23 protein-coding genes are annotated in these 24,593 nt (G+C 62.0%); 10 read left to right on the forward strand and 13 right to left on the reverse strand.

Annotation, left to right across the window (positions count from 1 at the left end; all coding sequences use genetic code 11):
* Positions 1-372: 372 nt before the first annotated feature.
* The 3 genes from J1G34_RS17545 to J1G34_RS17555 form a co-directional block, all read right to left on the reverse strand.
* A complete protein-coding gene (locus J1G34_RS17545; protein WP_065892459.1) occupies positions 373-906 on the reverse strand; it encodes an REP-associated tyrosine transposase in 534 nt (177 codons plus the stop codon).
* 83 nt (positions 907-989) lie between these two features.
* Entirely contained in the window at positions 990-1,193 is a 204-nt protein-coding gene (locus tag J1G34_RS17550; RefSeq protein ID WP_065892460.1) for a hypothetical protein, read from the reverse strand.
* A gap of 187 nt (positions 1,194-1,380) precedes the next feature.
* A complete protein-coding gene (locus tag J1G34_RS17555; RefSeq protein WP_057723604.1) occupies positions 1,381-2,421 on the reverse strand; it encodes a threonine aldolase family protein in 1,041 nt (346 codons plus the stop codon).
* 90 nt (positions 2,422-2,511) lie between these two features.
* Here J1G34_RS17555 and J1G34_RS17560 point away from each other — a divergent pair, with 90 nt between their 5' ends.
* The 8 genes from J1G34_RS17560 to fdhA all read left to right on the forward strand — a co-directional run bounded on the left by J1G34_RS17560 (position 2,512) and on the right by fdhA (position 12,521).
* Positions 2,512-3,240, forward strand: a complete 729-nt coding sequence (locus J1G34_RS17560; protein ID WP_222994413.1) for a TraX family protein — start codon at positions 2,512-2,514, stop codon at positions 3,238-3,240.
* Positions 3,241-3,498: 258 nt separating this feature from the next.
* Positions 3,499-4,752: a serine hydroxymethyltransferase gene (gene glyA, locus J1G34_RS17565; RefSeq protein WP_065896284.1), complete on the forward strand. Its 1,254-nt coding sequence runs from the start codon at positions 3,499-3,501 to the stop codon at positions 4,750-4,752.
* 22 nt (positions 4,753-4,774) lie between these two features.
* Positions 4,775-6,025 (forward strand): sarcosine oxidase subunit beta, encoded by a 1,251-nt coding sequence (locus J1G34_RS17570; RefSeq protein ID WP_010207084.1) that lies wholly within the window; start codon positions 4,775-4,777, stop codon positions 6,023-6,025.
* A 15-nt stretch (positions 6,026-6,040) separates the two neighbouring features.
* Positions 6,041-6,343, forward strand: coding sequence for a sarcosine oxidase subunit delta (locus J1G34_RS17575; RefSeq protein ID WP_065885450.1), 303 nt, complete (start codon positions 6,041-6,043; stop codon positions 6,341-6,343).
* Complete coding sequence (locus tag J1G34_RS17580; RefSeq protein ID WP_065892463.1) at positions 6,340-9,357, forward strand: sarcosine oxidase subunit alpha; 3,018 nt, start codon at positions 6,340-6,342, stop codon at positions 9,355-9,357. The genes J1G34_RS17575 and J1G34_RS17580 overlap by 4 nt, the downstream gene beginning before the upstream one ends.
* A 116-nt stretch (positions 9,358-9,473) precedes the next feature.
* Positions 9,474-10,106 (forward strand): sarcosine oxidase subunit gamma, encoded by a 633-nt coding sequence (locus tag J1G34_RS17585; RefSeq protein WP_065892464.1) that lies wholly within the window; start codon positions 9,474-9,476, stop codon positions 10,104-10,106.
* A 161-nt stretch (positions 10,107-10,267) separates the two neighbouring features.
* Positions 10,268-11,125 (forward strand): formyltetrahydrofolate deformylase, encoded by an 858-nt coding sequence (gene purU, locus J1G34_RS17590; RefSeq protein ID WP_016977808.1) that lies wholly within the window; start codon positions 10,268-10,270, stop codon positions 11,123-11,125.
* Positions 11,126-11,321: 196 nt separating this feature from the next.
* Entirely contained in the window at positions 11,322-12,521 is a 1,200-nt protein-coding gene (fdhA, locus tag J1G34_RS17595) for a formaldehyde dehydrogenase, glutathione-independent (protein WP_065885453.1), read from the forward strand.
* A gap of 157 nt (positions 12,522-12,678) precedes the next feature.
* Here fdhA and J1G34_RS17600 read toward each other — a convergent pair whose 3' ends face one another.
* Positions 12,679-13,137 carry an anti-sigma factor domain-containing protein gene (locus J1G34_RS17600; protein ID WP_065894111.1) on the reverse strand — a complete coding sequence of 153 codons (459 nt, stop codon included), beginning with the start codon at positions 13,135-13,137 and terminating at the stop codon, positions 12,679-12,681.
* A gap of 124 nt (positions 13,138-13,261) precedes the next feature.
* On the opposite strand from J1G34_RS17600, the gene J1G34_RS17605 reads away from it, so the two are divergent.
* Positions 13,262-13,834: a DUF2780 domain-containing protein gene (locus tag J1G34_RS17605; RefSeq protein ID WP_065885455.1), complete on the forward strand. Its 573-nt coding sequence runs from the start codon at positions 13,262-13,264 to the stop codon at positions 13,832-13,834.
* A gap of 2 nt (positions 13,835-13,836) precedes the next feature.
* On the opposite strand, the gene J1G34_RS17610 is transcribed toward J1G34_RS17605, so the two are convergent.
* Positions 13,837-14,718, reverse strand: a complete 882-nt coding sequence (locus J1G34_RS17610; protein ID WP_065937077.1) for an acyltransferase — start codon at positions 14,716-14,718, stop codon at positions 13,837-13,839.
* 171 nt (positions 14,719-14,889) lie between these two features.
* On the opposite strand from J1G34_RS17610, the gene rloA2 reads away from it, so the two are divergent.
* Positions 14,890-15,405 (forward strand): retropepsin-like aspartic peptidase RloA2, encoded by a 516-nt coding sequence (gene rloA2 / locus J1G34_RS17615; protein WP_459077117.1) that lies wholly within the window; start codon positions 14,890-14,892, stop codon positions 15,403-15,405.
* Between the two features lie 19 nt (positions 15,406-15,424).
* Here rloA2 and J1G34_RS17620 read toward each other — a convergent pair whose 3' ends face one another.
* From J1G34_RS17620 to J1G34_RS17655, 8 genes are all read right to left on the reverse strand, one after another.
* Positions 15,425-16,054: a glutathione S-transferase family protein gene (locus J1G34_RS17620; RefSeq protein WP_122561767.1), complete on the reverse strand. Its 630-nt coding sequence runs from the start codon at positions 16,052-16,054 to the stop codon at positions 15,425-15,427.
* Positions 16,055-16,219: 165 nt separating this feature from the next.
* Entirely contained in the window at positions 16,220-16,402 is a 183-nt protein-coding gene (locus tag J1G34_RS17625; protein ID WP_065894115.1) for a hypothetical protein, read from the reverse strand.
* Entirely contained in the window at positions 16,399-17,502 is a 1,104-nt protein-coding gene (locus tag J1G34_RS17630; protein WP_065885459.1) for a PepSY-associated TM helix domain-containing protein, read from the reverse strand. The genes J1G34_RS17625 and J1G34_RS17630 overlap by 4 nt, the downstream gene beginning before the upstream one ends.
* A gap of 62 nt (positions 17,503-17,564) precedes the next feature.
* Positions 17,565-19,994: a TonB-dependent siderophore receptor gene (locus tag J1G34_RS17635; RefSeq protein ID WP_065896280.1), complete on the reverse strand. Its 2,430-nt coding sequence runs from the start codon at positions 19,992-19,994 to the stop codon at positions 17,565-17,567.
* A 203-nt stretch (positions 19,995-20,197) separates the two neighbouring features.
* The gene (locus J1G34_RS17640) at positions 20,198-21,166 is read right to left on the reverse strand and encodes a FecR domain-containing protein (RefSeq protein WP_222994414.1); all 969 of its coding nucleotides are present in this window, start codon (positions 21,164-21,166) and stop codon (positions 20,198-20,200) included.
* A complete protein-coding gene (locus J1G34_RS17645; protein ID WP_222994415.1) occupies positions 21,163-21,681 on the reverse strand; it encodes an RNA polymerase sigma factor in 519 nt (172 codons plus the stop codon). The genes J1G34_RS17640 and J1G34_RS17645 overlap by 4 nt, the downstream gene beginning before the upstream one ends.
* 94 nt (positions 21,682-21,775) lie before the next feature.
* A complete protein-coding gene (locus tag J1G34_RS17650) occupies positions 21,776-22,483 on the reverse strand; it encodes a 3'-5' exonuclease (RefSeq protein ID WP_222994416.1) in 708 nt (235 codons plus the stop codon).
* Positions 22,480-24,402: a putative nucleotidyltransferase substrate binding domain-containing protein gene (locus tag J1G34_RS17655; protein ID WP_170876035.1), complete on the reverse strand. Its 1,923-nt coding sequence runs from the start codon at positions 24,400-24,402 to the stop codon at positions 22,480-22,482. The genes J1G34_RS17650 and J1G34_RS17655 overlap by 4 nt, the downstream gene beginning before the upstream one ends.
* Positions 24,403-24,593 lie beyond the last annotated feature (191 nt).

The raw sequence follows: 24,593 nt of genomic DNA on the forward strand, positions 1-24,593 counted from the left end.
CGATCGGTGTGAGGGGTTGTTGGGTGGTTGATCGTTCCCACGCTCCGCGTGGTAACGCCTCCTGGGACGCTCCGCGTCCCGCTTGAGTGGCGGTGACGCAGAGCGTCACGGGCTGCATACCCACGCAGAGCGTGGGCACGATCGGTGTGAGGGGTTGTTGGGTGGTTGATCGTTCCCACGCTCCGCGTGGTAACGCCTCCTGGGACGCTCCGCGTCCCGCTTGAGTGGCGGTGACGCAGAGCGTCACGGCTGCATACCCACGCAGAGCGTGGGCACGATCAGAGTGAGGGGTTGCTGGGTGGTTGATCGTTCCCCACGCTCCGCGTGGTAACGCCTCCCGGGACGCTCCGCGTCCCGCTTGAGTATTGATCTTCAGGACCAGTGTTGTATCTCGATCAATCCTTCCATACCGGCATAATTGCGAGCACTTGAGTACCGCCAGTGTTCTGCCAGGTCCACGTAACCCCGTTTCACAGGGTTGTGGTGGATGTAATCGAGCTTCTGGCGCATTACGGTCTCGCTGTACACCAATTCTGCATGTGAACCTTCCTGCCACAGTTGATAAACCCGATCGGACTTGTGTGCGCGTTTGCTGAAACGCAGGCGTTGTAAAACACGTTCGGCGCCTTTGTCTTGCAGATCATTGATTAGGGTGCGGGCGGTGTAGGATTTGAATTGGCTGATACATTTATCCAAGTCAGGCGCTTGAGCAATGAAGTGCAGGTGATTTTCCAGGATGACGTAGCCAAACAGACTTAAAGCGTGATGACGCTGTTGATATCGCCAGCAATCTAAAAGGCGCTCTACCAGGTAACTGCGGGTGAAGAGTGGCAGCCACTCCATGACTGTACAGGTCAGGAAATGCGGCTTTTCGGGTTCGGTGATGACGTAGCGGCTTCTACCCACGTGTTCATCCTTGACTTCGAGTGGACGCAGAGCGTCCGGGGAAGCGTTCCCACGCGGAGCGTGGGAACGATCGGAGTGAAGGGTTACTGGGCGTAGATGTGTACGACGAAGTGCTGGCCTGAGGCTGTCAGTTCATAGACTTTGTCGTAGACCCTCAGCGTCCTCGATGGCTCGCGGATGGTGTCGCCGACCTTTGCGTATTTCCTGAACTCGTCCCAGTCGATAACGGTGGTGCTGGTAGTGTTGTCGCCTTGCACCAGGCTATTGACGTTGCTTTGATATTCCATGATTGAGCTCTCCATTGGATTTGCAGCCGACTATTCGGCAGGCAATAAACCCGGAAGGTGGCAGTGATCGCTGCGTTTTCCTTGCGGGTTCCAAGAGGCTAGACAATGAAATTCGAGTGCGCTGCTGTCAGAAATATCAAAAAACAGACTCGGCAATCGGCCAGCACGCACCGTTCTGATTTCTACTTCAAGCGTTCATCACTTCCCTGATGTCGGCCGCCAATTCTCTTACACGCTCTTCTTCGGTATCCCACGCACACATGAAGCGCGCGCCGCCTTTGCCGATGAAGGTGTAGAAGCGCCAGCCCTTGGCCGTCAAGGCTGCGATAGCCGGTTCCGAGAGTTGCAGGAACACGCCGTTGGCCTGCACCGGGAACATCAGTTCCACGCCGGGAATGTCCGCCACCAGGCTGCTGAGCAATTGCGCGCAGTGGTTGGCGTGGCGAGCATGCTTGAGCCAGGCGTCGTTTTCGAGCAGGCCCACCCATGGCGCGGACAGGAAGCGCATTTTCGACGCGAGCTGGCCGGCCTGTTTGCAGCGGTAGTCGAAGTCTTCGGCCAGCTTATGGTTGAAGAACAGGATCGCTTCGCCCACCGCCATGCCGTTCTTGGTGCCGCCGAAGCACAGCACGTCCACGCCGGCCTTCCAGGTCAGGTCGGCCGGTGAGCAGCCCAGAAACGCACAGGCGTTGGAGAAGCGCGCGCCGTCCATGTGCAGGTTCAGGCCCAGCTCTTTGCAGGTGGCGCTGATGGCGCGGATTTCTTCCGGGGTGTAGACGCTGCCGACTTCGGTGGCCTGGGTGAGGGTGACCACGCGCGGTTTCGGGTAGTGAATGTCCTGGCGCTTGAGGGCGATTTCGCGGATCGACTCCGGCGTCAGCTTGCCGTTTTCGGTGCGTGCAGTGAGCAGCTTGGAGCCGTTGGAGAAAAACTCCGGCGCGCCGCACTCATCGGTCTCGACGTGGGCGGTTTCCGAGCAAATCACGCTATGGTAGCTCTGGCACAGCGAAGACAGCGCCAGGGAGTTGGCGGCGGTGCCGTTGAAGGCGAAGAACACTTCGCAGTCGGTTTCGAACAGATTGCGGAAACCGTCGGCGGCGCGGTGGGTCCACTCATCATCGCCATAGGCACGTTGATGGCCCTGGTTGGCTTGTTCCATGGCGGCCCAGGCTTCCGGGCAGATGCCGGAATAGTTGTCGCTGGCGAATTGTTGGCTCTTGTCGGTCATGGCCCATTCCTGTGGTCGATGTTGGTGCGCACTTTAACCAAGATTGGGAGGGCGGCGCACGCACTGTAAATGCAAAGTCGGTGGGGAATTATGCACGGTACTGACACCTTGCCTGTCGGACATGTCCGAGATGGCGCTTTGGACCTGCTCAAGTGGCTGGCGCTGCTGAGCATGGTGCTGGATCACCTGCGCTATGTGGGCCTGAGCCTCGATGGCTTGTATGTGCCCGGGCGCCTGGCGTTCCCATGGTTTTGCCTGGCGATTGCGGCGAATCTGCATCGGGCTCGAAACGCCCCGGTGACCGGCCACTGGCGCTACTTGGGTTGGTTGTTGCTGTTCAGCGTGATCAGCGAAGTGCCGTATCGGATGTTCATCGAGGATGCCGATACCTTGAACGTATTGCCGACCCTGGCGCTGGGCCTGCTGGTTGCCCGAGGATGGCAGCACAAGGCGGTGGTTGATCGAGGATTGGCGCTGATCGCTCTCACAATAGCGGCCGTGTTTTCAACCCAGCTGATGTTCGGTTTCTTTGGTGTATTGCTGCCGTTGGCGATGCTGCTGGTGTTTCGCCGGCCCTGGTATTTCAGCGTGGTGCCGGGTTTGGTCTGCGTCGCCGCCAATCAATGGCAGATTCTGCTCAATAGCGGCAGCCTGGTGGCGATGCTTGGGTTGGCGACGTGTCTGGTTGCGCCGCTGGCAGGATTGGTCTTATTGCGACACGCCAGAAACGTCTCTCCACCGGCCATGCGCCGTTGGGCCTATGCCCTCTATCCAATGCACTTTCTCCTGCTGCTCCTCGTCCGCAAACTCATCGCCTAACCCATGTAGGAGCGAGCTTGCTCGCGAAAAACGTCAACGATAACGCGCGCTGCCTGATTGAGCGTGGCGCCCTCAGGTTTTTCGCGAGCAAGCTCGCTCCTACAGTTTGTCGGCCCTCAGTTAGCATTTGCTCAGGCCATGTCGTAAACGCACCTTTGCGTGGCGTGCGCAGGCATTTGGCCCGCACGCGCCAGCCCTACCATCGCATCAAAGGGCCCTGCGAGGGCCTCAACAATACGAAAGGCTGGGAGAGACGCGATGTTCAGCAAACAAGACCAGATCCAGGGATATGACGACGCACTGCTGGCGGCGATGAATGCCGAGGAGCAGCGTCAGGAAGACCATATCGAGCTGATCGCGTCGGAGAACTACACCAGCAAACGTGTGATGGAAGCGCAAGGCAGCGGCCTCACCAACAAATACGCCGAAGGTTACCCGGGCAAGCGTTACTACGGTGGCTGCGAGCATGTGGACAAGGTCGAGGCCCTGGCCATCGAGCGTGCCAAGCAACTGTTCGGTGCCGATTACGCCAACGTGCAACCGCACTCCGGTTCGTCCGCCAACAGCGCGGTGTACCTGGCGCTGATCAATGCCGGCGACACGATCCTGGGCATGAGCCTGGCCCACGGCGGCCACCTGACTCACGGCGCCAAAGTGTCGTCCTCGGGCAAGCTGTACAACGCGGTGCAATACGGCATCAACACCGACACCGGCCTGATCGACTACGACGAAGTCGAGCGCCTGGCCGTGGAGCACCAGCCGAAAATGGTCGTGGCCGGTTTCTCCGCCTACTCCAAGACCCTGGATTTCCCACGCTTCCGTCAGATTGCCGACAAGGTGGGCGCGCTGTTGTTCGTCGACATGGCCCACGTCGCCGGCCTGGTTGCCGCCGGTCTGTACCCGAACCCGCTGCCCTACGCCGACGTGGTCACCACCACCACCCATAAGACCCTGCGCGGTCCGCGTGGCGGCCTGATCCTGGCTAAGGCCAACGAAGCCATCGAGAAAAAACTCAACGCTGCCGTATTCCCCGGCGCCCAGGGCGGCCCGCTGATGCATGTGATCGCCGGCAAGGCGGTGTGCTTCAAGGAAGCGCTGGAGCCCGGCTTCAAGGCGTATCAGCAGCAGGTGATCGACAACGCCCAGGCGATGGCCGAGGTGTTCATCAAGCGCGGCTACGACGTGGTCTCCGGTGGCACCGATAACCATTTGTTCCTGGTCAGCCTGATCCGTCAGGGCCTCACCGGCAAAGAGGCGGACGCCGCCCTCGGTCGCGCCCACATCACCGTCAACAAGAACGCCGTGCCCAATGACCCGCAGTCGCCCTTCGTGACCTCGGGCCTGCGTATCGGCACCCCGGCGGTGACCACCCGTGGTTTCAAGGTGCCGCAGTGCGTCGAGTTGGCTGGTTGGATCTGCGACATCCTCGACAACCTCGGCGACGCCGACGTCGAGGCCAACGTGGCCAAGCACGTGTCTGCCCTGTGCGCTGATTTCCCGGTTTATCGCTGAGCGCGGTTTTGGAGTAATGACTATGCAACGCTACTCAGGCTTCGGCCTCTTCAAGCACTCCCTCAGCCATCACGAAAACTGGCAGAAGATGTGGCGCACGCCGACCCCGAAAAAGGTCTACGACGTGGTCATCGTCGGCGGCGGCGGGCATGGTCTGGCGACCGCCTACTACCTGGCTAAAGAGCACGGCATCACCAATGTGGCCGTGGTCGAGAAAGGTTGGCTGGGCGGCGGTAACACCGCGCGCAACACCACCATCGTGCGTTCCAACTACCTGTGGGACGAGTCGGCGCACCTGTACGAACACGCGATGAAACTCTGGGAAGGTTTGTCCCAGGACCTGAACTACAACGTGATGTTCTCCCAGCGCGGCGTGTACAACCTGTGTCACACCCTGCAGGACATCCGTGATTCCGAGCGTCGCGTCAGCGCCAACCGCCTCAACGGCGTGGACGGCGAACTGCTCAATGCCAAGCAGGTGGCCGACGAGATTCCGTACCTGGACTGCTCGAAGAACACCCGCTACCCGGTGCTCGGCGCCACTGTGCAACGTCGCGGCGGCGTGGCCCGTCACGATGCCGTGGCCTGGGGCTTTGCCCGCGCCGCCGACGCACTCGGCGTGGACTTGATCCAGCAGACCGAAGTAATCGGCTTTCGCAAGGAAAACGGCGTGTGCATCGGCGTGGAAACCAACAAGGGCTTTATCGGCGCCAAGCGCGTCGGTGTGGTGACCGCCGGTAACTCCGGGCACATGGCTTCGCTGGCCGGTTTCCGCCTGCCGATCGAATCCCATCCACTGCAAGCACTGGTATCGGAGCCGATCAAGCCGATTATCGACAGCGTGATCATGTCCAACGCCGTGCACGGTTACATCAGCCAGTCCGACAAGGGCGACCTGGTGATCGGCGCCGGTATCGACGGCTACAACGGCTACGGCCAGCGCGGCTCGTACCCGGTGATCGAACACACCATCCAGGCCATCGTCGAGATGTTCCCGGTGCTCTCACGCGTGCGCATGAACCGCCAGTGGGGCGGCATCGTCGACACCACGCCGGACGCGTGCCCGATCATCTCCAAGACCCCGGTCCCGAACATGTTCTTCAACTGCGGGTGGGGCACCGGTGGCTTCAAGGCCACGCCGGGCTCAGGCAACGTGTTTGCCGCGAGCCTGGCCAAGGGTGAAATGCACCCGCTGGCCGCACCTTTCTCCATCGACCGTTTCCACAACGGTGCGCTGATCGACGAACACGGCGCTGCGGCCGTCGCCCACTAACAGGAGAACCACCTCATGTTGCATATCTTCTGTCCTCACTGTGGCGAACTGCGCTCCGAAGAGGAATTCCACGCGTCCGGCCAAGCGCACATCCCGCGCCCGCTGGACCCGAATGCCTGCACCGACGCCGAGTGGGGCGACTACATGTTCTTTCGCGACAACCCCCGTGGCCTGCACCACGAACTGTGGATTCACGCCGCCGGTTGCCGCCAGTATTTCAACGCCACCCGCGACACTGTGACCTACGAAATTCTTGAAACCTACAAGATCGGTGAGAAGCCTCAGTTCACCGCCAAGGCCTCTGGAGAGAAGGTATGAGCCAGATCAATCGCCTGTCCAACGGTGGCCGGATCGACCGCAATAAAGTCCTGACCTTCACGTTCAACGGCCAGAGCTACAAAGGCTTTGAAGGTGACACCCTGGCCGCCGCCCTGCTGGCCAACGGCGTCGATATCATCGGCCGCAGCTTCAAATACTCGCGCCCGCGCGGCATCTTTGCCGCCGGCGCCGAAGAGCCGAACGCTGTGCTGCAGATCGGCGCCACCGAAGCCACCCAGATCCCCAACGTGCGCGCCACGCAACAGGCGCTGTACCAGGGCTTGGTCGCCACCAGCACCAACGGCTGGCCGAGCGTCAACAACGACATGATGGGCATTCTCGGCAAGGTCGGCGGCAAGCTGATGCCGCCGGGTTTCTACTACAAAACCTTCATGTACCCGCAATCGTTCTGGATGACCTACGAGAAGTACATCCGCAAGGCAGCCGGCCTTGGCCGCTCGCCGACCGAGAACGACCCGGACACCTACGACAACTTCAACCGTCATTGCGACGTACTGGTGGTCGGCGCAGGCCCTGCCGGTCTCGCCGCAGCACTGGCGGCTGCGCGCAGCGGTGCGCGGGTGATCATCGCCGATGAGCAGGAAGAGTTCGGGGGTTCGCTGCTCGATTCCCGCGAAAGCCTCGACGGCAAGCCGGCCACCGAATGGGTTGCCAGCGTCCTCGCTGAACTCAAAGCCCTGCCGGACGTGGTGCTGCTGCCCCGCGCCACCGTCAACGGCTACCACGACCATAACTTCCTGACCATTCACGAGCGCCTCACCGACCACCTTGGCGACCGCGCGCCGATTGGCGTGGTGCGCCAGCGTATCCACCGTGTGCGTGCCAAGCGTGTGGTGCTGGCCACCGGTGCGTGCGAGCGCCCGCTGGTGTACGGCAACAACGACGTGCCGGGCAACATGCTGGCCGGTGCGGTCTCTACCTACGTGCGTCGCTACGGCGTGGCACCGGGCAAGAAACTGGTGCTGTCGACCAACAACGACCACGCCTACCGCGTTGCGCTGGACTGGCTCGATGCGGGTCTGCAAGTGGTTGCGGTGGCTGATGTGCGCCACAACCCACGCGGTGCCCTGGTTGAAGAGGCTCGCGCCAAGGGCATTCGTATCCTCACCGGCAGCGCCGTGGTCGAAGCCCGTGGCACCAAGCGTGTGAGCGCTGCGCGAGTGGCTGCGATCGATGTTAAAGCCCATAAAGTCACCAGCCCCGGCGAGTGGCTGGACTGCGACCTGGTGGCCAGCTCCGGCGGCTACAGCCCGGTGGTCCACCTGGCTTCGCACCTGGGCGGCAAGCCGACCTGGCGTGAAGATATCCTCGGTTTTGTGCCGGGCGAAGCGCCGCAAAAACGCGTGTGCGTCGGTGGTATCAACGGCGTCTACGGCCTCGGTGATTCCCTGGCCGACGGTTTTGAAGGCGGCGTGCGCGCGGCCAGCGAAGCCGGTTTCGCCCCGGTTGAAGGCGTACTGCCTAAAGCCCTGAGCCGCCTTGAAGAACCGACCCTGGCGCTGTTCCAAGTGCCTCACGAAAAAGCCACTGCTCGGGCGCCGAAGCAATTCGTCGACCTGCAGAACGACGTCACCGCCGCCGCCATCGAACTGGCGACCCGCGAAGGTTTCGAGTCGGTCGAGCACGTCAAGCGCTACACCGCATTGGGCTTCGGCACCGACCAAGGCAAGCTGGGTAACGTCAACGGTTTGGCCATCGCGGCGCGTTCGCTGAACGTGACCATCCCGCAGATGGGCACCACCATGTTCCGCCCCAACTACACGCCGGTGACGTTCGGTGCGATAGCGGGCCGTCACTGTGGGCACATCTTCGAGCCGGTGCGCTACACCGCGCTGCAAGCCTGGCACGTGAAAAACGGCGCCGAGTTTGAAGACGTCGGCCAGTGGAAACGCCCATGGTACTTCCCGCGTAATGGTGAAGACCTGCACGCCGCCGTGAAGCGCGAATGCCTGGCCGTGCGCGACAGCGTCGGCCTGCTGGATGCGTCCACCCTCGGCAAAATCGATATCCAGGGCCCGGACGCGCGTGAGTTCCTCAACCGCATCTACAGCAACGCCTGGACCAAGCTGGACGTGGGCAAGGCGCGCTACGGCCTGATGTGCAAGGAAGACGGCATGGTCTTCGATGACGGCGTGACTGCCTGCCTCGCCGACAACCACTTCCTGATGACCACCACCACCGGCGGCGCCGCCCGCGTACTGCAGTGGCTGGAAATCTACCAGCAGACCGAATGGCCGGACCTCAAGGTGTATTTCACCTCGGTCACCGACCATTGGGCGACCATGACCCTGTCCGGCCCCAACAGCCGCAAGCTGCTGGCGGAAGTGACTGATATCGACCTGGACAAGGACGGCTTCCCGTTCATGACCTGGAAGGAAGGCCTGGTCGGCGGCGTACCGGCGCGGGTGTTCCGTATCTCGTTTACCGGCGAGCTGTCGTATGAAGTCAACGTGCAGGCCGACTACGCCATGGGCGTGCTGGAAAAGATCGTCGAGGCCGGCAAAAAGTACAACCTGACCCCGTACGGCACCGAAACCATGCACGTCCTGCGTGCCGAGAAGGGCTTCATCATCGTCGGCCAGGACACTGACGGCTCGATGACCCCGGACGACTTGAACATGGGCTGGTGCGTGGGCCGTACCAAACCGTTCTCGTGGATCGGCTGGCGTGGGATGAACCGCGAAGATTGCGTGCGTGAAGAACGCAAGCAACTGGTGGGATTGAAGCCGATCGATCCGAATGTGTGGCTGCCGGAAGGCGCGCAGTTGGTGTTCGATCCGAAGCAGACGATTCCGATGAAAATGGTCGGCCACGTGACTTCAAGCTATGCGCACAACTCCCTGGGTTATTCGTTTGCCATGGGCGTGGTGAAAGGTGGCTTGAAGCGCATCGGCGAGCGGGTTTTTTCGCCGCAGGCCGATGGCAGTGTGATCGAGGCGGAGATTGTGTCTTCGGTGTTCTTTGACCCCAAGGGTGATCGGCAGAACATTTGAGTCGCCTGCATCGGGGGCAAGCCCCCTCCCACATGTTGAAATGCATTCCCCTGTGGGAGGGGGCTTGCCCCCGATGAGGCCATCAGCCTCACAACAGAATTCAGAACAGGTGCTTTATGACAGCAGCCAATGTTTACCAACAACGCCCCACCACCGGCGCCAAAGCCGAGTCGTCGCTGCACCATGCCGACCTCGCCAGCCTGGTCGGCAAGGGCCGCAAGAACGCCGGCGTAACCGTGCGTGAAAAGAAACTCCTCGGCCACCTCACCATTCGTGGCGATGGCCACGATGCAGCGTTCGCCGCCGGGGTGCACAAGGCCCTTGGCATCGAGCTGCCCGGCGCCCTGAGCGTGATCTTCAAGGGTGAGACGAGCCTGCAGTGGCTCGGCCCGGATGAATGGCTGCTCATTGTCCCGAGCGGCGAAGAGTTCGCCGCCGAACAAAACCTGCGCGCGGCCCTGGCTGATTTGCATATCCAGATCGTCAACGTCAGCGGCGGCCAGCAGATCCTCGAGCTCAGCGGCCCGAATGTGCGCGATGTGCTGATGAAGTCCACCAGCTACGACGTGCACCCTGATAACTTTCCGGTGGGCAAGGCGGTGGGCACGGTGTTCGCCAAGTCACAACTGGTGATCCGGCATACCGCTGAGGACACCTGGGAACTGCTGATTCGCCGCAGCTTCTCGGATTACTGGTGGTTGTGGTTGCAGGATGCCTCGGCCGAATTTGGCCTGAGCGTTCAAGCCTGACATGGCGCTCGCGCTGTCTCACCCCTTCACTGTAGGAGCGAGCTTGCTCGCGAAAAACTCAAAGACGCCGCGTTCATTCAGCATGCACGCATCATCGTTGGCGTTCTTCGCGAGCAAGCTCGCTCCTACAGTAGATAGCGTTGTTTGAGGAGTTACCCGCTATGAGCCGCGCACCCGACACATGGATTCTGACCGCCGACTGCCCCAGCGTGCTCGGCACGGTGGACGCGGTCACCCGCTATCTGTTCGAGCAGGGCTGCTATGTCACCGAGCACCATTCGTTCGATGACCGCCTCTCGGGCCGTTTTTTTATTCGGGTGGAATTCCGTCAGCCCGATGGATTTGACGAGCAGGGTTTCCGCGATGGCCTGGCCACGCGCGGTGAAGCGTTTGGCATGATCTTCGAGCTGACGGCGCCGAACTACCGGCCAAAAGTGGTGATCATGGTCTCCAAGGCTGATCACTGCCTTAACGACTTGTTGTACCGCCAGCGCATCGGTCAGCTGTCGATGGACGTGGTCGCGGTGGTGTCCAATCACCCCGATTTGAAACCTTTGGCCGACTGGCATCAAATTCCCTACTACCATTTCCCCCTCGACCCCAACGACAAACCGTCCCAGGAGCGTCAAGTGTGGCAAGTGGTGGAAGACACCGGCGCCGAACTGGTGATCCTTGCGCGCTACATGCAAGTGCTGTCGCCGGAGCTGTGCCGCAAGCTGGACGGCAAGGCCATCAACATTCATCACTCGTTGCTGCCGGGGTTCAAGGGCGCCAAGCCGTATCACCAAGCGTACAACAAGGGCGTGAAACTGGTCGGCGCCACGGCGCATTACATCAACAACGATCTGGATGAAGGGCCGATCATCGCCCAGGGTGTGGAAGTGGTGGACCACAGTCACTATCCCGAGGATCTGATTGCCAAGGGGCGGGATATCGAAGGGCTCACGTTGGCGCGGGCGGTGGGGTATCACATTGAGCGGCGGGTGTTTTTGAATGCCAATCGGACGGTGGTGCTCTGACTGGCGCCAATCGGGGGCAAGTCGAATCGTCGCACCGCCCCTCCCACATTTGAAATGCGTTGCCCTGTGGGAGGGGGCTTGCCCCCGATGAGGCCCTCACCCACAACACAAGAAACAGCATCTGTACCCAAGCACTTAACGCGCTGCCCACTCAACGGGCAACGCAGTTCCATAAAAACAACAGCGAGGTGAAAGCATGTCTGGTAATCGTGGTGTCGTGTATCTCGGCAACGGCAAGGTCGAAGTACAGAAAATCGACTATCCCAAAATGCAGGACCCGCGCGGCAGGAAGATCGAGCATGGCGTCATCCTGCGCGTGGTTTCCACCAACATCTGCGGCTCCGACCAACACATGGTGCGCGGCCGCACCACTGCCCAGACCGGCCTGGTGCTGGGGCATGAAATCACTGGCGAAGTGATCGAGAAGGGCAGCGACGTCGAAAACCTGAAGATCGGCGACCTGGTCTCCGTCCCCTTCAACGTGGCCTGCGGTCGTTGCCGCTCCTGCAAGGAAATGCACACCGGCGTGTGCTTGAGCGTCAATCCGGCGCGCCCGGGCGGTGCTTATGGCTATGTCGACATGGGCGACTGGACGGGCGGCCAGGCCGAATATGCGCTGGTGCCTTACGCCGACTTCAACCTGCTGAAACTGCCGGACCGCGACAAGGCCATGGAGAAAATCCGTGACCTGACGTGCCTCTCCGACATCCTGCCCACCGGCTACCACGGTGCCGTCACTGCCGGCGTTGGCCCAGGCAGCACGGTCTACATCGCCGGTGCCGGCCCGGTCGGCCTGGCCGCTGCCGCGTCAGCACGTCTATTGGGCGCTGCAGTGGTGATTATCGGCGACGTCAACCCGATCCGCCTGGCTCACGCCAAGGCCCAGGGTTTCGAGATCGCCGACCTGTCCACCGACACGCCATTGCACGAACAGATTGCCGCGCTGCTCGGCGAGCCGGAAGTAGACTGCGCCGTCGATGCCGTCGGCTTTGAAGCGCGCGGCCACGGCCATGACGGCGTCAAGGCCGAAGCCCCGGCCACCGTGCTCAACTCGCTGATGGGCGTGGTGCGCGTGGCGGGCAAGATCGGTATCCCCGGCCTCTACGTCACTGAAGATCCAGGTGCCGTCGATGCCGCCGCAAAAATGGGCAGCCTGAGCATTCGCTTTGGTTTGGGCTGGGCCAAATCCCACAGCTTCCATACCGGGCAGACGCCGGTGATGAAGTACAACCGCCAACTGATGCAGGCGATCATGTGGGACCGTATCAACATCGCCGAGATCGTCGGCGTGCAGGTCATCAGCCTGGATGACGCGCCACGCGGTTATGGCGAGTTCGATGCGGGTGTGCCGAAGAAGTTTGTGATCGATCCGCATAAGCTGTTCAGTGCGGCGTAAAGCGTTCGGCAATTAAAAAGGGCGACCCATGGGTCGCCCTTTTCATTGTGGGAGGGGGCTTGCTCCCGATGGCAGTGTGTCAGTCAATCGATGTACGACTGATCCACCGCTATCGGGGGCAAGCCCCCTCCCACATGGGTGTTGTGGTGTTTGGGGATCAGCGTGTGGCCAATGCGCCCTGGTAGACGGTCGGGCCTGTGGGTTGTTTGCTGATGGAACCACCCTTGGTCTCCGAACTCACCATCAACTCCACCGGCTTGCTGATGGTTTCCTGCTGACGCGGGTTCAGGCCGATGATGCCCTTGCCGTCCTCCGGCAACAGGCCCAGGGACACCGGCGTGCCATCTTTGGGAATTGCCCACAGCTCCAGGCTCTGGTCCGGCGCAGGTGCCGTGGCGGCAATCGGCTGCACTTCCAGGTAATCCTTGTGGGCCATGATTTGTGCGGCCGGCTGCTGGGTAGTGGTCACCAGGGTCGCTGCGGACTTGACGCTGTCCTGGGTATAGAGCGCGCCACCAATACCGGCAACAACCACCGCGCAGGCGCCAATGAACAGGCGAGGGCGGCTCCAGAATGCAGGCTTGTGCTCAATCGCTTCGGGGTGGATCGCAGTCATAAGTCTCTTCCTGACAAATTTTGTAGTCAGTTCATGGACCCGCTTATCCCCAATGGGTTCCGGAACATCCGTCGGTATACCCAGTCCAAAGCGTGCTTTGCACCTATCTCCTGAGGTTGTCTTGATGAAGATTTCACGCGGTTTTGCCCTTTCCTGCCTGTTGAGCGTCGCCGCCGGCCCGGTCTTCGCCGCAGGTTTCAGCCTTGGCGATGCAGCCAACGCCATTTCCGGCATGCAGGGTGGCAACAACAAAGCTGCCGCCGCCGCGCCGACATCGGAAACGGCCGACCTGCTGACGGCCCTGACCTCGCAACTCAATATCACCCCCGAGCAAGCGGTCGGCGGCACCGGCGCCATGCTGGGCCTTGCCAAGAACAAACTGAGCGGCAACGACTTTTCGCAGCTGGGCAACAGCGTGCCGGGCCTCGATCAACTGTCGGGTAACAATGCATTGGGCAGCCTTGGCGCCTTGAGCGGGATGCTCGGCCAGAACGGCGGCAGCAAGACCAGTGGCCTGGACGGCCTGCTGGGTAACGTGAAAAATACCAATGACTTGAACACCGCGTTCAGCGCCCTGGGCATGGACAGCGGCATGATCGGCCAGTTTGCCCCGGTGATCCTGCAATACCTGGGCGGTCAAGGCGCCAACAGCTCATTGCTGAGCAAGCTGGCCCAGGCCTGGGGCACCGGCAGCTAAGGCTACTCCGCGCGCAATTGTTCGATGCGCGCATCCTTCTCCTTCCAGAGCTGGTTGACCCAGTTCTGGACGGTCTGGCGAAACGCCGGATCGTTCTCGTAATCCCCCTGCCACAACGCCGGGTCCAGGTCACGGGTGCGGATATCCACGATCACCTTCGGCACCGCGCCGCTGATCAAATCCCAGAACCCTGGAATCCTGGGTTGCGGGTAGACCACGGTCACGTCGAGGATGGCGTCCAGTTGCTCACCCATTGCCGCCAGCACAAACGCGACGCCGCCGGCCTTGGGCTTGAGCAGCCGGCTGAACGGTGAATCCTGCTGTGCGCGTTTGGCCTCGCTGAACCGCGTGCCCTCCAGGTAATTGACCACGGTCACCGGCTGGCGCTTGAACAGCTCGCAGGCCTCTTTGGTGATTTTCAGGTCCTGCCCGGCCAGCTCCGGGTGTTTGGCCAGGAACGCCTTGGTGTAGCGTTTCATGAACGGGTAATCCAGCGCCCACCAGGCCAGGCCGAGGAAGGGCACCCAGATCAGCTCTTTTTTCAGGAAGAATTTGAAGAACGGCGTACGCCGGTTCAGCGCCTGGATCAATGCCGGAATATCCACCCAGGACTGGTGGTTGCTGATGACCAGGTAGGAGGTGTCACCCCGCAGGCTCTCACCGCCGCGAATATCCCATTGGGTGGGAATGCACACGGCGAAGATCAGCTTGTCGATCTCGGCCCAGGTCTCGGCGATCCACATCACTGCCCGGGACGCATAGTCACGCGAGCGGCCCGGCGCCACCAGCTTGAGCAGAGCGAACACCATCAAGGGGCCGATCAGGATCAGCGTGTTGAGCAACAGCAGCAGTGTGACCAGACAGCCGGTGAGCAGGCGGCGCATAAATAACTCTTGGAATCTTGTGGGCTTGCCATCATAAGCAAGGTGAGTCTAGAGGCCAAATCGCAAATGGCCGGACGAATGTTTCACAATGTGCCGGTTATGCTCGGTCATCCAACTAAGTGCTGTGTGCGCGGTCTAGAATTCGCCCACTTCTTTCGAGGAAATCATGCCGTGAAATTGCTCCTTGCCGCGTTTGCCCTAGCTATTCCCGTTCTGGCTGCTGCGCCTGCCATGGCCGCCGAACCGACCCTCTACGGTCGCTACGAATACATCCAGTTGCCGGAAATCGGCCAGACCTTCAAGGCCAAGATGGACACCGGCGCGCTGACCGCCTCGCTGTCGGCCCGTGACATCGAGACCTTCACCCGTGATGGCGACGATTGGGTGCGCTTCCGCCTCGGCGGCAGCGATGCGGGTAACAAGGTCTACGAACACAAGGTGTCACGCATCAGCAAGATCAAGAGCCGCGCCGACGAAGATGACGACAAGGACGAAGCCGGCGTGGCCAAGCGCCCGGTGATCGACCTGGAAATGTGCCTGGGCGACGTCAAGCGTACCGTGGAGGTCAACCTTACCGACCGCAGCAGCTTCAACTATCCGCTGCTGATCGGCGCCAAGGCCCTGCGTGAATTCGGTGCGGCGGTGAACCCGGCGCGTCGCTACACCGCCGACAAACCGGACTGCTGACGGACCCACATGGGTGATATCAGGCGGGCGGTTGGGTCTGCTGCATCGAAGGCCGCTGGCTGACTTCGGCGTACCAGGCGCTCAGCTTGGGGTTATCCGCGCGCCAGTGCAGGTCCGGGTGGCGGAAGTCGAGGTAGCCCAGGGCGCAGGCCACGCTGATGGCGGCGATGTCGAAGTGGCTGGCCAGTTCGGCGATGGCGTCCTGTTCCAGCTCGGCCAGTGCGCGTCGCATCTTGTTGCGCTGCTCGTCCAGCCACGGCTCCCAATGCTTCTCGACCGGGCGCATGGCGGTTTCGTAGCGTACCAGCACGGCGGCGTCCATGATCCCGTCGGCCATCGAGGCCAGGGTCAGGCGGCGCCAGCGGGCCGAGCCGTCGCGGGGGATCAGCGGGTTGCCGACGTGCTGGTGGTCGAAGTAATCGAGGATCACCCGGCTGTCATGCAGTACCGAACCGTCGGCCAGGCGCAGGGCCGGGATCTTGCCGACCGGGTTGCCTTGCACCACCTCGGCGTCCGGGTTGACGGGGGTGGGCAGGCAGGCGTGCAGGGCGACGCGGTCCTGCTGACCGGTCTCGCTCAACAACACGCGGACTTTGCGTACAAAGGGTGAAGCGGGGTTGTGGAACAAGGTCATGCTGGGGGCGGACATGGGCATTCCTCGAAATAGGCTGGGGTTAGCCTAGAGGGTTGCGGGGTGGCTGGCGAGGGGGATTTTCGCTGGAGCTGATGGCCTCATCGGGGGCAAGCCCCCTCCCACACTTAAATGTGTGAATACAGTCAAAATGTGGGAGGGGGCTTGCCCCCGATGAGGCCATCAGCCACGCCGCCTGACCAACCCCCAGGCCCCAATGCCAGCCGGTATACCCAACCCCACCCAACTCAAGGAATCCCACCACCCATCCCCCAGCAACGCCGCAAACAACCCGGCGGCGCTGAGCAGGCCGATCCCCAGCGGGATGCCAAACACCTTCCAGAAATTCGACTGCCTCGGCTTCATGCCTTGCCCGCCTTGCGTCGCACGATCCATAAGTAAATGCCGCTGACCAGCACCACGATGGTCAGCACATCCAGCAGCGCCCAGAGGATTTTCATCGGCATGCCGCCGTAGTCTCCGAAGTGCAGCGGCTGGGACATGCCCATGGCGTCCATGTACCACGGCCGTTGGGCGATGGCGGTGACGGCCAGGGTGCTGGCGTCGATCAATACCGGTGTGAGCAGATGGGAGGTGAGGTGTGTACTGCCTTTCATGAACACGGCGTAGTGATGCTCGCTGGAGAAGCGCGTACCGGGGAAGGCGATAAAGTCCGGTTGCATGCCGGGCGCAGCCTTGGCGGCGATGCTCAGCAAATCGCTGGCCGGCGCGCGTTGGGTCAGCGGCGGGGCGTCTTTATAGGGTTCGATCAGGGCGCTGAGACTGTCCTGGCGCCAGGCGGCGATGATCAGGTCGGCACAGGCGCTGATCACACCGGTCACACCCACCACCAGCGCCCAGGTCAGGGTGACCACGCCGATCAGGTTGTGCAGGTCGAGCCAGCGCAGGCGCGTGGATTTGTCCTGGCGCACGGTGGCGAACTTCAAGCGGCGCATGAACGGCAGGTACAGCACCGTCCCCGAGACAAGCGCCAGCACGAACAGCAAACCCATGAACGCCAGCAACAGCTTGCCGGGCAGCCCGGCGAACATGTCCACATGCAGGCGCAACAGGAACAGGGTGAGCCCGCCATTGGCTGACGGCATCTCCACCGTTTCGCCGGTGCGCGCGTCGAGCATGAAGGTATGCGACGCATTCGGCTCGGTACCGGCCGTGGCGGCCATGATCGCGATGACACCATTTTTGTCATCCTCGTCCCAGGCCAGGTACTGCATGGCCTCGCCGGGGCGATGGGCCTGCGCTTTGGCCACCAGCTGCTCCAGGTTGAGCTGCGGCGTATCGGCGGGCATCTGCTTGAGCTCGGGTTCGTTGCCCAGCAGGTGATCGATCTCGTGATGGAACACCAGCGGCAGACCGGTGAGGGCGAGCAGCAGCAAGAATACGGTGCAGATCAGGCTGGTCCAGGTGTGGATGAAGGACCAGCGGCGGATGGTTTTGCTTTTCATTTTCTCGCCTTCAGACACACCAAAGCCGCCCTGGTGGACGGCCTGGTTGTTAACTCAGCCGATTACCACTGGTAGGTGGCGCTGGCGACAACGCTGCGTTGGTCGCCGAAGTAGCAGTAGGAACCGTCACAGGTGGAAATGTAGTCCTTGTTGAACAGGTTGGTCGCGTTCACTTTCACCGACGCGCCCTTGAGGCTGTTGTCCAGGCGGCCGAGGTCGTAGTGCACGGCACCGTCAAATACCGTGTAGGCGTTGGCTTTGCCGGACCAGGTGTTGGCCTGGTCGCCGTAGGTATTGCCGGTGTAGCGGGCGCCAAAGCCGATGCCGAAACCGTCGAGGGCGCCGGTATGCCAGGTGTAGTCAGTCCACAGGGAGGCTTGCTGGTTAGGCATCAATTGCAGGCGGTTGCCTTTGAAGTCGCCTTTTTGCACTTCGGATTTGGCCAGGGTATACGCCGCGATCACCTTGAGGTTTTCGGTGACGTCAGAGATGGCTTCCAGCTCCAGGCCCTTGACCTTCACTTCGCCGGTCTGGTCGGTGAGTGACACGCCACCGGACTGGAAGCTGGTGACCAGCACGTTTTTCTGGGTGAGGTCATACACCGCCGCGCTCAGCAGGGTGTTCGAACCGGGTGGCTGGTACTTGATCCCCAGTTCCCACTGCTTGCCCTCCGTGGGTTTATACGACTCGGTGGGGGAGACGCTGGCGTTGCTCGCCGGTTGGAACGATTCGGCGTATGAGATATAGGGTACGAAGCCTGAGTCGAACACATAACTCAGCGCCGCGTTGCCACTGAAGTTCTTGCTGCGGTCGGTGTTGGTCGCATCGTTTTTGTTGAAGTACGTGGTGCCCTGGTGCACCCAGTCTTCACGACCGCCCAGGGTCAGGCGCCAGTTGTCCAGGGCCATCTGGTCCTGCACGTAGAGGCCGGTCTGGATGGTTTTCTGGTTGTAGTCATAGAACGCGGTGGAACGCGCCGGCCGCACGACCGGCTGGGTATTGACCGGGTTGAAGATGTTGATCGTTCCGGCGAGGCCGAAAATCGACGTGTAGGAAGTGTCGGTGCGCTGATGGTCCAGGCCCAGCAGCAGGGTATGGGTGATATCGCCCGTGGCGAAATCCGCCTGGAAGTTGTTATCCACCGCGAACTGGCCAATGTCCTCGTCCACGTTGGTCGACGAGCGGCTGATATTGCCGGCCGCGTCCGCTGGCGAGAAGGCGAACGAGCCCACGGTCAGTTGCTGGAAAGCCAGTTCCGACTTGGTGTAGCGCAGGTTCTGCCTGAACTGCCAGGTGTCGTTGAAGCGGTGTTCGAAGGCATAGCCCAGTGCGTAGTAAGTGCGGTCGTAATACTCGTAATCCGGATCGCCGAGGTTCTTGTGGTGCGAGATGTCCCCCAGGGGCGATTTGATCTTGGTGCCCTGGATCGGCAGGAACTGGCTGGTGGTGCCGGTATCGTCACGGGTGAACTGCGACAGGAACGTCAGCTTGGTATCGGTATCGATATTCCAGGTCAGGCTTGGCGCGATGTTGTAGCGCTTGTTGTCGATGTGATCGACCTGGGTGCCGGCATCGCGCACCACGCCGCTCAAGCCGTACAGGAACTGGCCTTCGTCATCGATCTTGCCGGTGCTGGCAAAGTTGATCTGACGATAGTTGTCGCTGCCGTATTGCACTTGGATGGCGCTGCTCTGTTCGGCGCTGGGGCGGCGACTGACCATGTCCAACAGGCCGCCCGGCGGGGTCTGGCCGTAAACCGAGGAGGCTGGGCCGCGCAGCAGGGCGAGGCGATCGAGGTTCCAGGTTTCGGCTTTCGGGTTGGCGTACACACCACGGGGCAGCGGCAGGCCGTCGAGGAATTGGGTGGGTTCGAAGCCACGCACGCGCATCCAGTCGTAGCGGGTGTCGCTGCCGTAGCTGGCGGACACGATGCCGGGCATGTATTTGACTGCGTCGTCGAGGTTCTGCACGTTGCGATCCTGCATTTGCTCGCGGGTCGCCACCGAGATCGAGCGCGGCGCCTCGACCAGGGCCGTGTCGGTCTTGGTGCCGGCGGCAGTGCGCTTGGCCAGGTAGCCCTCCACCGGCCCCCAGGCGCTCTCGTAATTACCTTGCCCAATAATGCTGGTCTGCGGCAATGCCACCACGCCGTCCGCAATCGCCACCAGGGTAAAGGTCCCGGCGCTGCTTTGCTCCAGCTGCAGCCCAGTGCCGCGCAAGGCTTCGCGCAATGCGCCCTGGGCATCGAATTGGCCCTTGACCGGTGCCGAGGTCTTGCCGGCGGCGAGCGTCGGGTTGAGGGTGAGCGCGAGACCGGCCTGGCTGGCAATCTGGTTCAGGGTGGCGGCCAGTGGGGCGGCCGGCAGGTTGTAGGCGCGCACGCTGGCGGACTGTTCGGCAGCGATCAGCGTGGGGCTGATCAGCGGGGCACCGAGGGCAATGGCCACGGCTAACAGGCTGGGGCGCAACAGAGTGTCTAGCGTGCGGGACATGGGTGGCTCCTGAATGAAAATATTTCTCAATTGCCTAGGTGCCGGACGAGAATCGGAAAGTGATAGGGCGGGGTGGAAATATTTTTTCGGTGGTGTTTTTGAGGGCCTTATCGGGGGCAAGCCCTCCCACACTTTGATTTGTGAACACAGTCAAATGTGGGAGGGGGCTTGCCCCCGATGGCGATCTTCAGATGCCGCAGAACCTAAGGCCTACCCTTGACGGTCACCCACCACGGCGTGTGCTGCTCGATCCGCACCGGCAGGGTCGGCAACAGCGCATTGAGCGCCAGGGTGGTGTCGTGCAGCGGGAAGCTGCCGGTGATGCGCAGGTCGGCGACGCTGTCATCCACACCCAGATGGCCGCTGCGATAACGACCGAGTTCGGCCACCACATCGCCCAGGCGGGCGTTGTCGACCACCAGCATGCCGCGGGTCCAGGCGTCGCTGGCCGGTGGGACGGCAAGCAGCGCGCCAAGGCCGTCGCTGCGCATCAGTACTTGCTGGCCGGCCTTGAAAATCCGTTCCTGAGGCAGTGCTTCAGGCTGGGCGGCCACCGCCGATTGCAGCACGCTCAGGCGCGTGGCGTGGTCTTCGCGCCTCACGATGAACCGCGTACCCAGCGCCCGCAGGTTGCCGTCGCGGGTCTGTACAGAGAATGGACGTGCATCGTCATGGCCGGTCTCGACCAGGATTTCGCCCTCCTGCAACACAATCAATCGGCGTTTATCGTCGAAGCGCACGTCGATGGCCGTGTGGGTATTGAGACTGATCCGGGTGCCGTCAGCCAGCTCAAGGGTGCGCTGCTCACCGGTGGCGGTGCGTTGATCGGCCAGCCAATAGTGGATGGGCACATAGCGCTCACCGGCAAACAATGCCAGCCCGCACACCAGCACAATGCTCGCCAGGCCACGGCCCAGTTTGCGCATGCGCTGGCGCGCACTGTCGTGGGAGTGCAACAGCGCGGCTCGCGCGGGGCCGGACGCTGCGCTGAAACGCTGGTCGAGCATGCCCAGCTGGCGCCAGGCGCGGGCGTGTTCTTCGTCGCTGGTCAGCCACTTGGCGAACTCTTCCTGTTCCACCACGCCGCCGTCGCCGGAATCAAGGGACAGCTGCCAGGCAATCGCGGCGTCCAGCACGCGGGCCGACACCGGCTTGCCACTGATCAGGCTCATGATGGCTCGCCATACAACGCGATGTAGCACTGGCGAATGCCCTGGGCCAGGTACTGGCGCACGCGCGGCACCGACACACCCAGGCGCTGGGCGATGTCTGCATGGCCCAGGCCGTCGAGGCGGTTATAGAGGAAGGCGACGCGGGCTTTGCTCGACAGTTTGCCGAGCAGGCGGTCGATGGCCTTGAGGTCTTCGACGATCAGTTGCTGTGCTTCGGGCGATGGGTGTTCGCTTTCCGGGATCAGCATCAATTCGGTGAGGTAGGCCTGTTCCAGGGCGGCGCGGCGGAAGTAGTCGAACAGCAGACCCTTGGCAATCGCTACCAGAAAGGCGCGTGGCTCGCGGGGTTCGCGCAGGCCGTCACGGCCGAGCAGGCGCATGAAGGTGTCCTGGCTCAGGTCTTCGGCGCGGCTCGGGCAGGCCACGTTGCGCCGCAGCCAGGCCAACAGCCAGCCACGATGGTCGCGATACAACGCGCCAACAAGCTCACTGTGTGGGGTCTGGGCCGACGACAAGGCATCACCGAATAAAGTTTAAACTAACGAGAATTATTCGCGATTGTGTCAGAGCGGTGATGTGGGCGCAATTGGCGTCTGTCGGGCAATGCCACTAAAACGATGGCGCCTGTTTACGCCGCCGCCATTGGCTCAAGCGCTCCTGCAGCGCCTGGGGCGTGTCGATGTGTTGCCGGCGTGCACGGCTGAACAGGATCAGCATCAGCTCCGCCGTGGCCAGTGCATCGGCGCTGGCGTGATGGCGCTCGCCCACCTGCAAGTTGAAATGGTTGATCCACTCATCCAGACCGGCCTCACGGATGTTCGCCTCGGGGCACAGCAGCGGGGCGATATCGGCCACATCGAGAAAGGGATGGACCAGGCGATAACCCAGGCTCTCCTTGAGCGCCCGGCCCAGCATGTGTTGATCGAACGGCGCATGGAAGGCCAGCAGCGGGCTGTCGCCCACGAACGCCATGAAATCGAGCAGCGCATCCACCGGGTCGCTGCCGGCCGCGATGGCGCTGGGCCCCAGGCCGTGGATCAACACGCTGGGGCTGAGTTTGCTGGCGGTGCGTTGCAGGGTGCGTTCGAACATCTGCGAGAAATCCACCGCGCCGTCCTCGATCACCACGGCGCCGATGGACAGCACCTGGTCACGGTTGAGGTGCAGGCCGCTGGTTTCCAGGTCGACCACCACCCAGCGCTGGCTGCGCAAGGGCTCATTGCCCAGTGCGGCGGGCGCGGGCAGTTGGCCCAGGCGTTGCTGCTGCGCCGCATCGAGCCGCGGTTTTTTCGCGCGCAACCAGTTGAACAGGCTCACAGCTGATACCGCAAGGTCAGGCTGCTTTGCAGGCGCTGGGCCTGACGCAGGGATTCGCGCAGGATGCGCCGGTCCAGGTGATTGAGGCTGTCGGGATCGACGCGGTTGGAATATGGCAGGTTTTCCCGGGTCTGCATCTGATGCTGCTGCATGCGGGTTTGTTGAATGAAGTGGTAAGCCTCTTCATACGCCGCGCCGTCCAGCCGCTCGATCACCTGCCGGGCGACCAACTGGCGCAGCCGCTCCAACGTATTGTTGGCGTGGATGCCATGGGCCAGGGCCAACACACGCGCAGCGTCCACGAACGGCGTGAGGCCCTGCACCTTGAGATCCAGGGTGGCCTTTTCCCCGCTTTTGCGCGTCAGCACAAACTCGCGAAAGCGCCCTACGGGTGGGCGTTGGCGCAAGGCATTCTCGGCCAGCATGCGCTGGAACAGCCGATTGTCCGCCACCTGATCCAGAATGCCCTGGCGCAGTTGCTCGCAACCCTGCTCATCGCCCCACACCACGCGCAGGTCGAAATAGATGCTCGAACCCAGCAGGTTTTCCGGTGTGGCTTCGCGAATGAACGCGGCAAACCGGCGGGCCCATTCGGCCCGTGACAGGCACAACTGCGGGTTGCCGGCCATGATATTGCCCTTGCACAGGCTGAAGCCGCACAGCGCCAGGCTCTGGTTGATCTGCTGCGCCAGGGGCAGCAGGCGCTCGCGAATCTCGGCGGCTTCCACGGCGTCTCGGGCCTCGAACAGGATGCCGTTGTCCTGGTCGGTGTACAGCGTCTGTTCACGGCGGCCTTCGCTGCCAAAGCACAGCCAGCTGAAGGGCACGCCGGGGTCGCCTTTTTCCGCCAGGGTCAGCTCGATGACCCGGCACACGGTGTGATCGTTAAGCAAGGTAATGATGTGGGTGATCTGCGTAGACGACGCACCGTGGGCCAGCATGCGTTCGACCAACTGGCCGATCTCGCCGCGGATCGCCACCAGTTGTTCCACACGGGATGCGTTGCGGATGGTCCGCGCCAGGTGCACCAGGTCGACGCGCTGCAGGGAAAACAGGTCGCGCTCCGAGACCACGCCGCACAGGCGCTGGTCCTGCACCAGGCATACATGGGCGATATGCCGCTCGGTCATGGCGATCGCCGCGTCGAACGCGCTGTGGTCCGGGCTCAGGAAGAACGGCGCCTGGGTCATATGACCGGCAATGCCCTGACTGAAATCACCGGTGCCGTCGGCCACCACCTGGCGCAGGTCACGCAGGGTGAAGATGCCCAGCGGCGCCTTGTGTTCATCGACAATCACAATGCTGCCGACCTGCTGCTCGTGCATCAGCCGCACCGCTTCGCGCAGCGCAGTGTCAGGGCTGCAGGTGACCGGGTGGCGCATGGCCAGTTCACCCAAGCGGGTGTTCAACGAGTATTGGGTGCCGAGGGTTTCCACGGCTTTTTGCTGCACCTGCTGGTTGACCTGGTCGAGCAGGCTGCTGACGCCGCGCAAGGCGAAGTCACGAAACGGGCTGGAAAGGGCGAACAGCTTGATGAACGCCATCTTGTTCAGTTGCAGGCAAAAGGTGTCTTCGCAGGCTTTGTGCTCGGTGCGGGTGGCGCGCTCACCGAGCAGGGCGGCGAGGGGGAAACACTCGCCGGTGGTGATTTCGAACGTGGGGTCTGTGGCGTCCGGCCGCTCGCCGACCACGCGGCCCTGCTTGACGATATAAAAATGCTCGACCGGCCCGCCCGACGGTTTGAGGATGCTGTCGCCGGGGCCATAGAAACGCAGTTGGCACTGCTCCACCAGAAACGCCAGGTGCGCATTTTCCATCTGGTTGAACGGCGGGAAGCGCTGCAGGAATTGCAGGGTGCCGTGGATGTTCTGCAACACGGCGGTTTTACCCGCCTGCGTGAAAGCATCAGCTTTACTCATAACAGTGACCGCAGTTTTTTTGTCGTTATCGTGCTGCATGGTCGACTGCTGCACGGCGGGTGCCCATTGGACGTAAGTCTAGGTCGGGGACCCCTGCGCAAAACTAGGGAAAAGCCTTACATGACTATCGTCCAAAACCCGTAGAACGCCCACTAGGCAAACTTTCCGACGAAGTGCACATTGTTCGCCCT

The organism is Pseudomonas sp. Wu6 (assembly GCF_019891515.1).
Taxonomy (GTDB): domain Bacteria; phylum Pseudomonadota; class Gammaproteobacteria; order Pseudomonadales; family Pseudomonadaceae; genus Aquipseudomonas; species Aquipseudomonas orientalis_A.

Coding starts and splice junctions, on each gene's coding strand:
- J1G34_RS17610 (WP_065937077.1), bottom strand. CDS start 14,718: ATGCGCCGCCTGCTCACCGGCTGTCTGGTCACACTGCTGCTGTTGCTC.
- J1G34_RS17550 (WP_065892460.1), bottom strand. CDS start 1,193: ATGGAATATCAAAGCAACGTCAATAGCCTGGTGCAAGGCGACAACACT.
- J1G34_RS17575 (WP_065885450.1), top strand. CDS start 6,041: ATGTTGCATATCTTCTGTCCTCACTGTGGCGAACTGCGCTCCGAAGAG.
- purU (WP_016977808.1), top strand. CDS start 10,268: ATGAGCCGCGCACCCGACACATGGATTCTGACCGCCGACTGCCCCAGC.
- J1G34_RS17555 (WP_057723604.1), bottom strand. CDS start 2,421: ATGACCGACAAGAGCCAACAATTCGCCAGCGACAACTATTCCGGCATC.
- J1G34_RS17585 (WP_065892464.1), top strand. CDS start 9,474: ATGACAGCAGCCAATGTTTACCAACAACGCCCCACCACCGGCGCCAAA.
- J1G34_RS17620 (WP_122561767.1), bottom strand. CDS start 16,054: ATGTCCGCCCCCAGCATGACCTTGTTCCACAACCCCGCTTCACCCTTT.
- J1G34_RS17600 (WP_065894111.1), bottom strand. CDS start 13,137: ATGACTGCGATCCACCCCGAAGCGATTGAGCACAAGCCTGCATTCTGG.
- J1G34_RS17580 (WP_065892463.1), top strand. CDS start 6,340: ATGAGCCAGATCAATCGCCTGTCCAACGGTGGCCGGATCGACCGCAAT.
- J1G34_RS17655 (WP_170876035.1), bottom strand. CDS start 24,402: ATGAGTAAAGCTGATGCTTTCACGCAGGCGGGTAAAACCGCCGTGTTG.
- fdhA (WP_065885453.1), top strand. CDS start 11,322: ATGTCTGGTAATCGTGGTGTCGTGTATCTCGGCAACGGCAAGGTCGAA.
- J1G34_RS17625 (WP_065894115.1), bottom strand. CDS start 16,402: ATGAAGCCGAGGCAGTCGAATTTCTGGAAGGTGTTTGGCATCCCGCTG.
- glyA (WP_065896284.1), top strand. CDS start 3,499: ATGTTCAGCAAACAAGACCAGATCCAGGGATATGACGACGCACTGCTG.
- J1G34_RS17630 (WP_065885459.1), bottom strand. CDS start 17,502: ATGAAAAGCAAAACCATCCGCCGCTGGTCCTTCATCCACACCTGGACC.
- J1G34_RS17640 (WP_222994414.1), bottom strand. CDS start 21,166: ATGAGCCTGATCAGTGGCAAGCCGGTGTCGGCCCGCGTGCTGGACGCC.
- J1G34_RS17560 (WP_222994413.1), top strand. CDS start 2,512: ATGCACGGTACTGACACCTTGCCTGTCGGACATGTCCGAGATGGCGCT.
- J1G34_RS17605 (WP_065885455.1), top strand. CDS start 13,262: ATGAAGATTTCACGCGGTTTTGCCCTTTCCTGCCTGTTGAGCGTCGCC.
- J1G34_RS17570 (WP_010207084.1), top strand. CDS start 4,775: ATGCAACGCTACTCAGGCTTCGGCCTCTTCAAGCACTCCCTCAGCCAT.
- J1G34_RS17635 (WP_065896280.1), bottom strand. CDS start 19,994: ATGTCCCGCACGCTAGACACTCTGTTGCGCCCCAGCCTGTTAGCCGTG.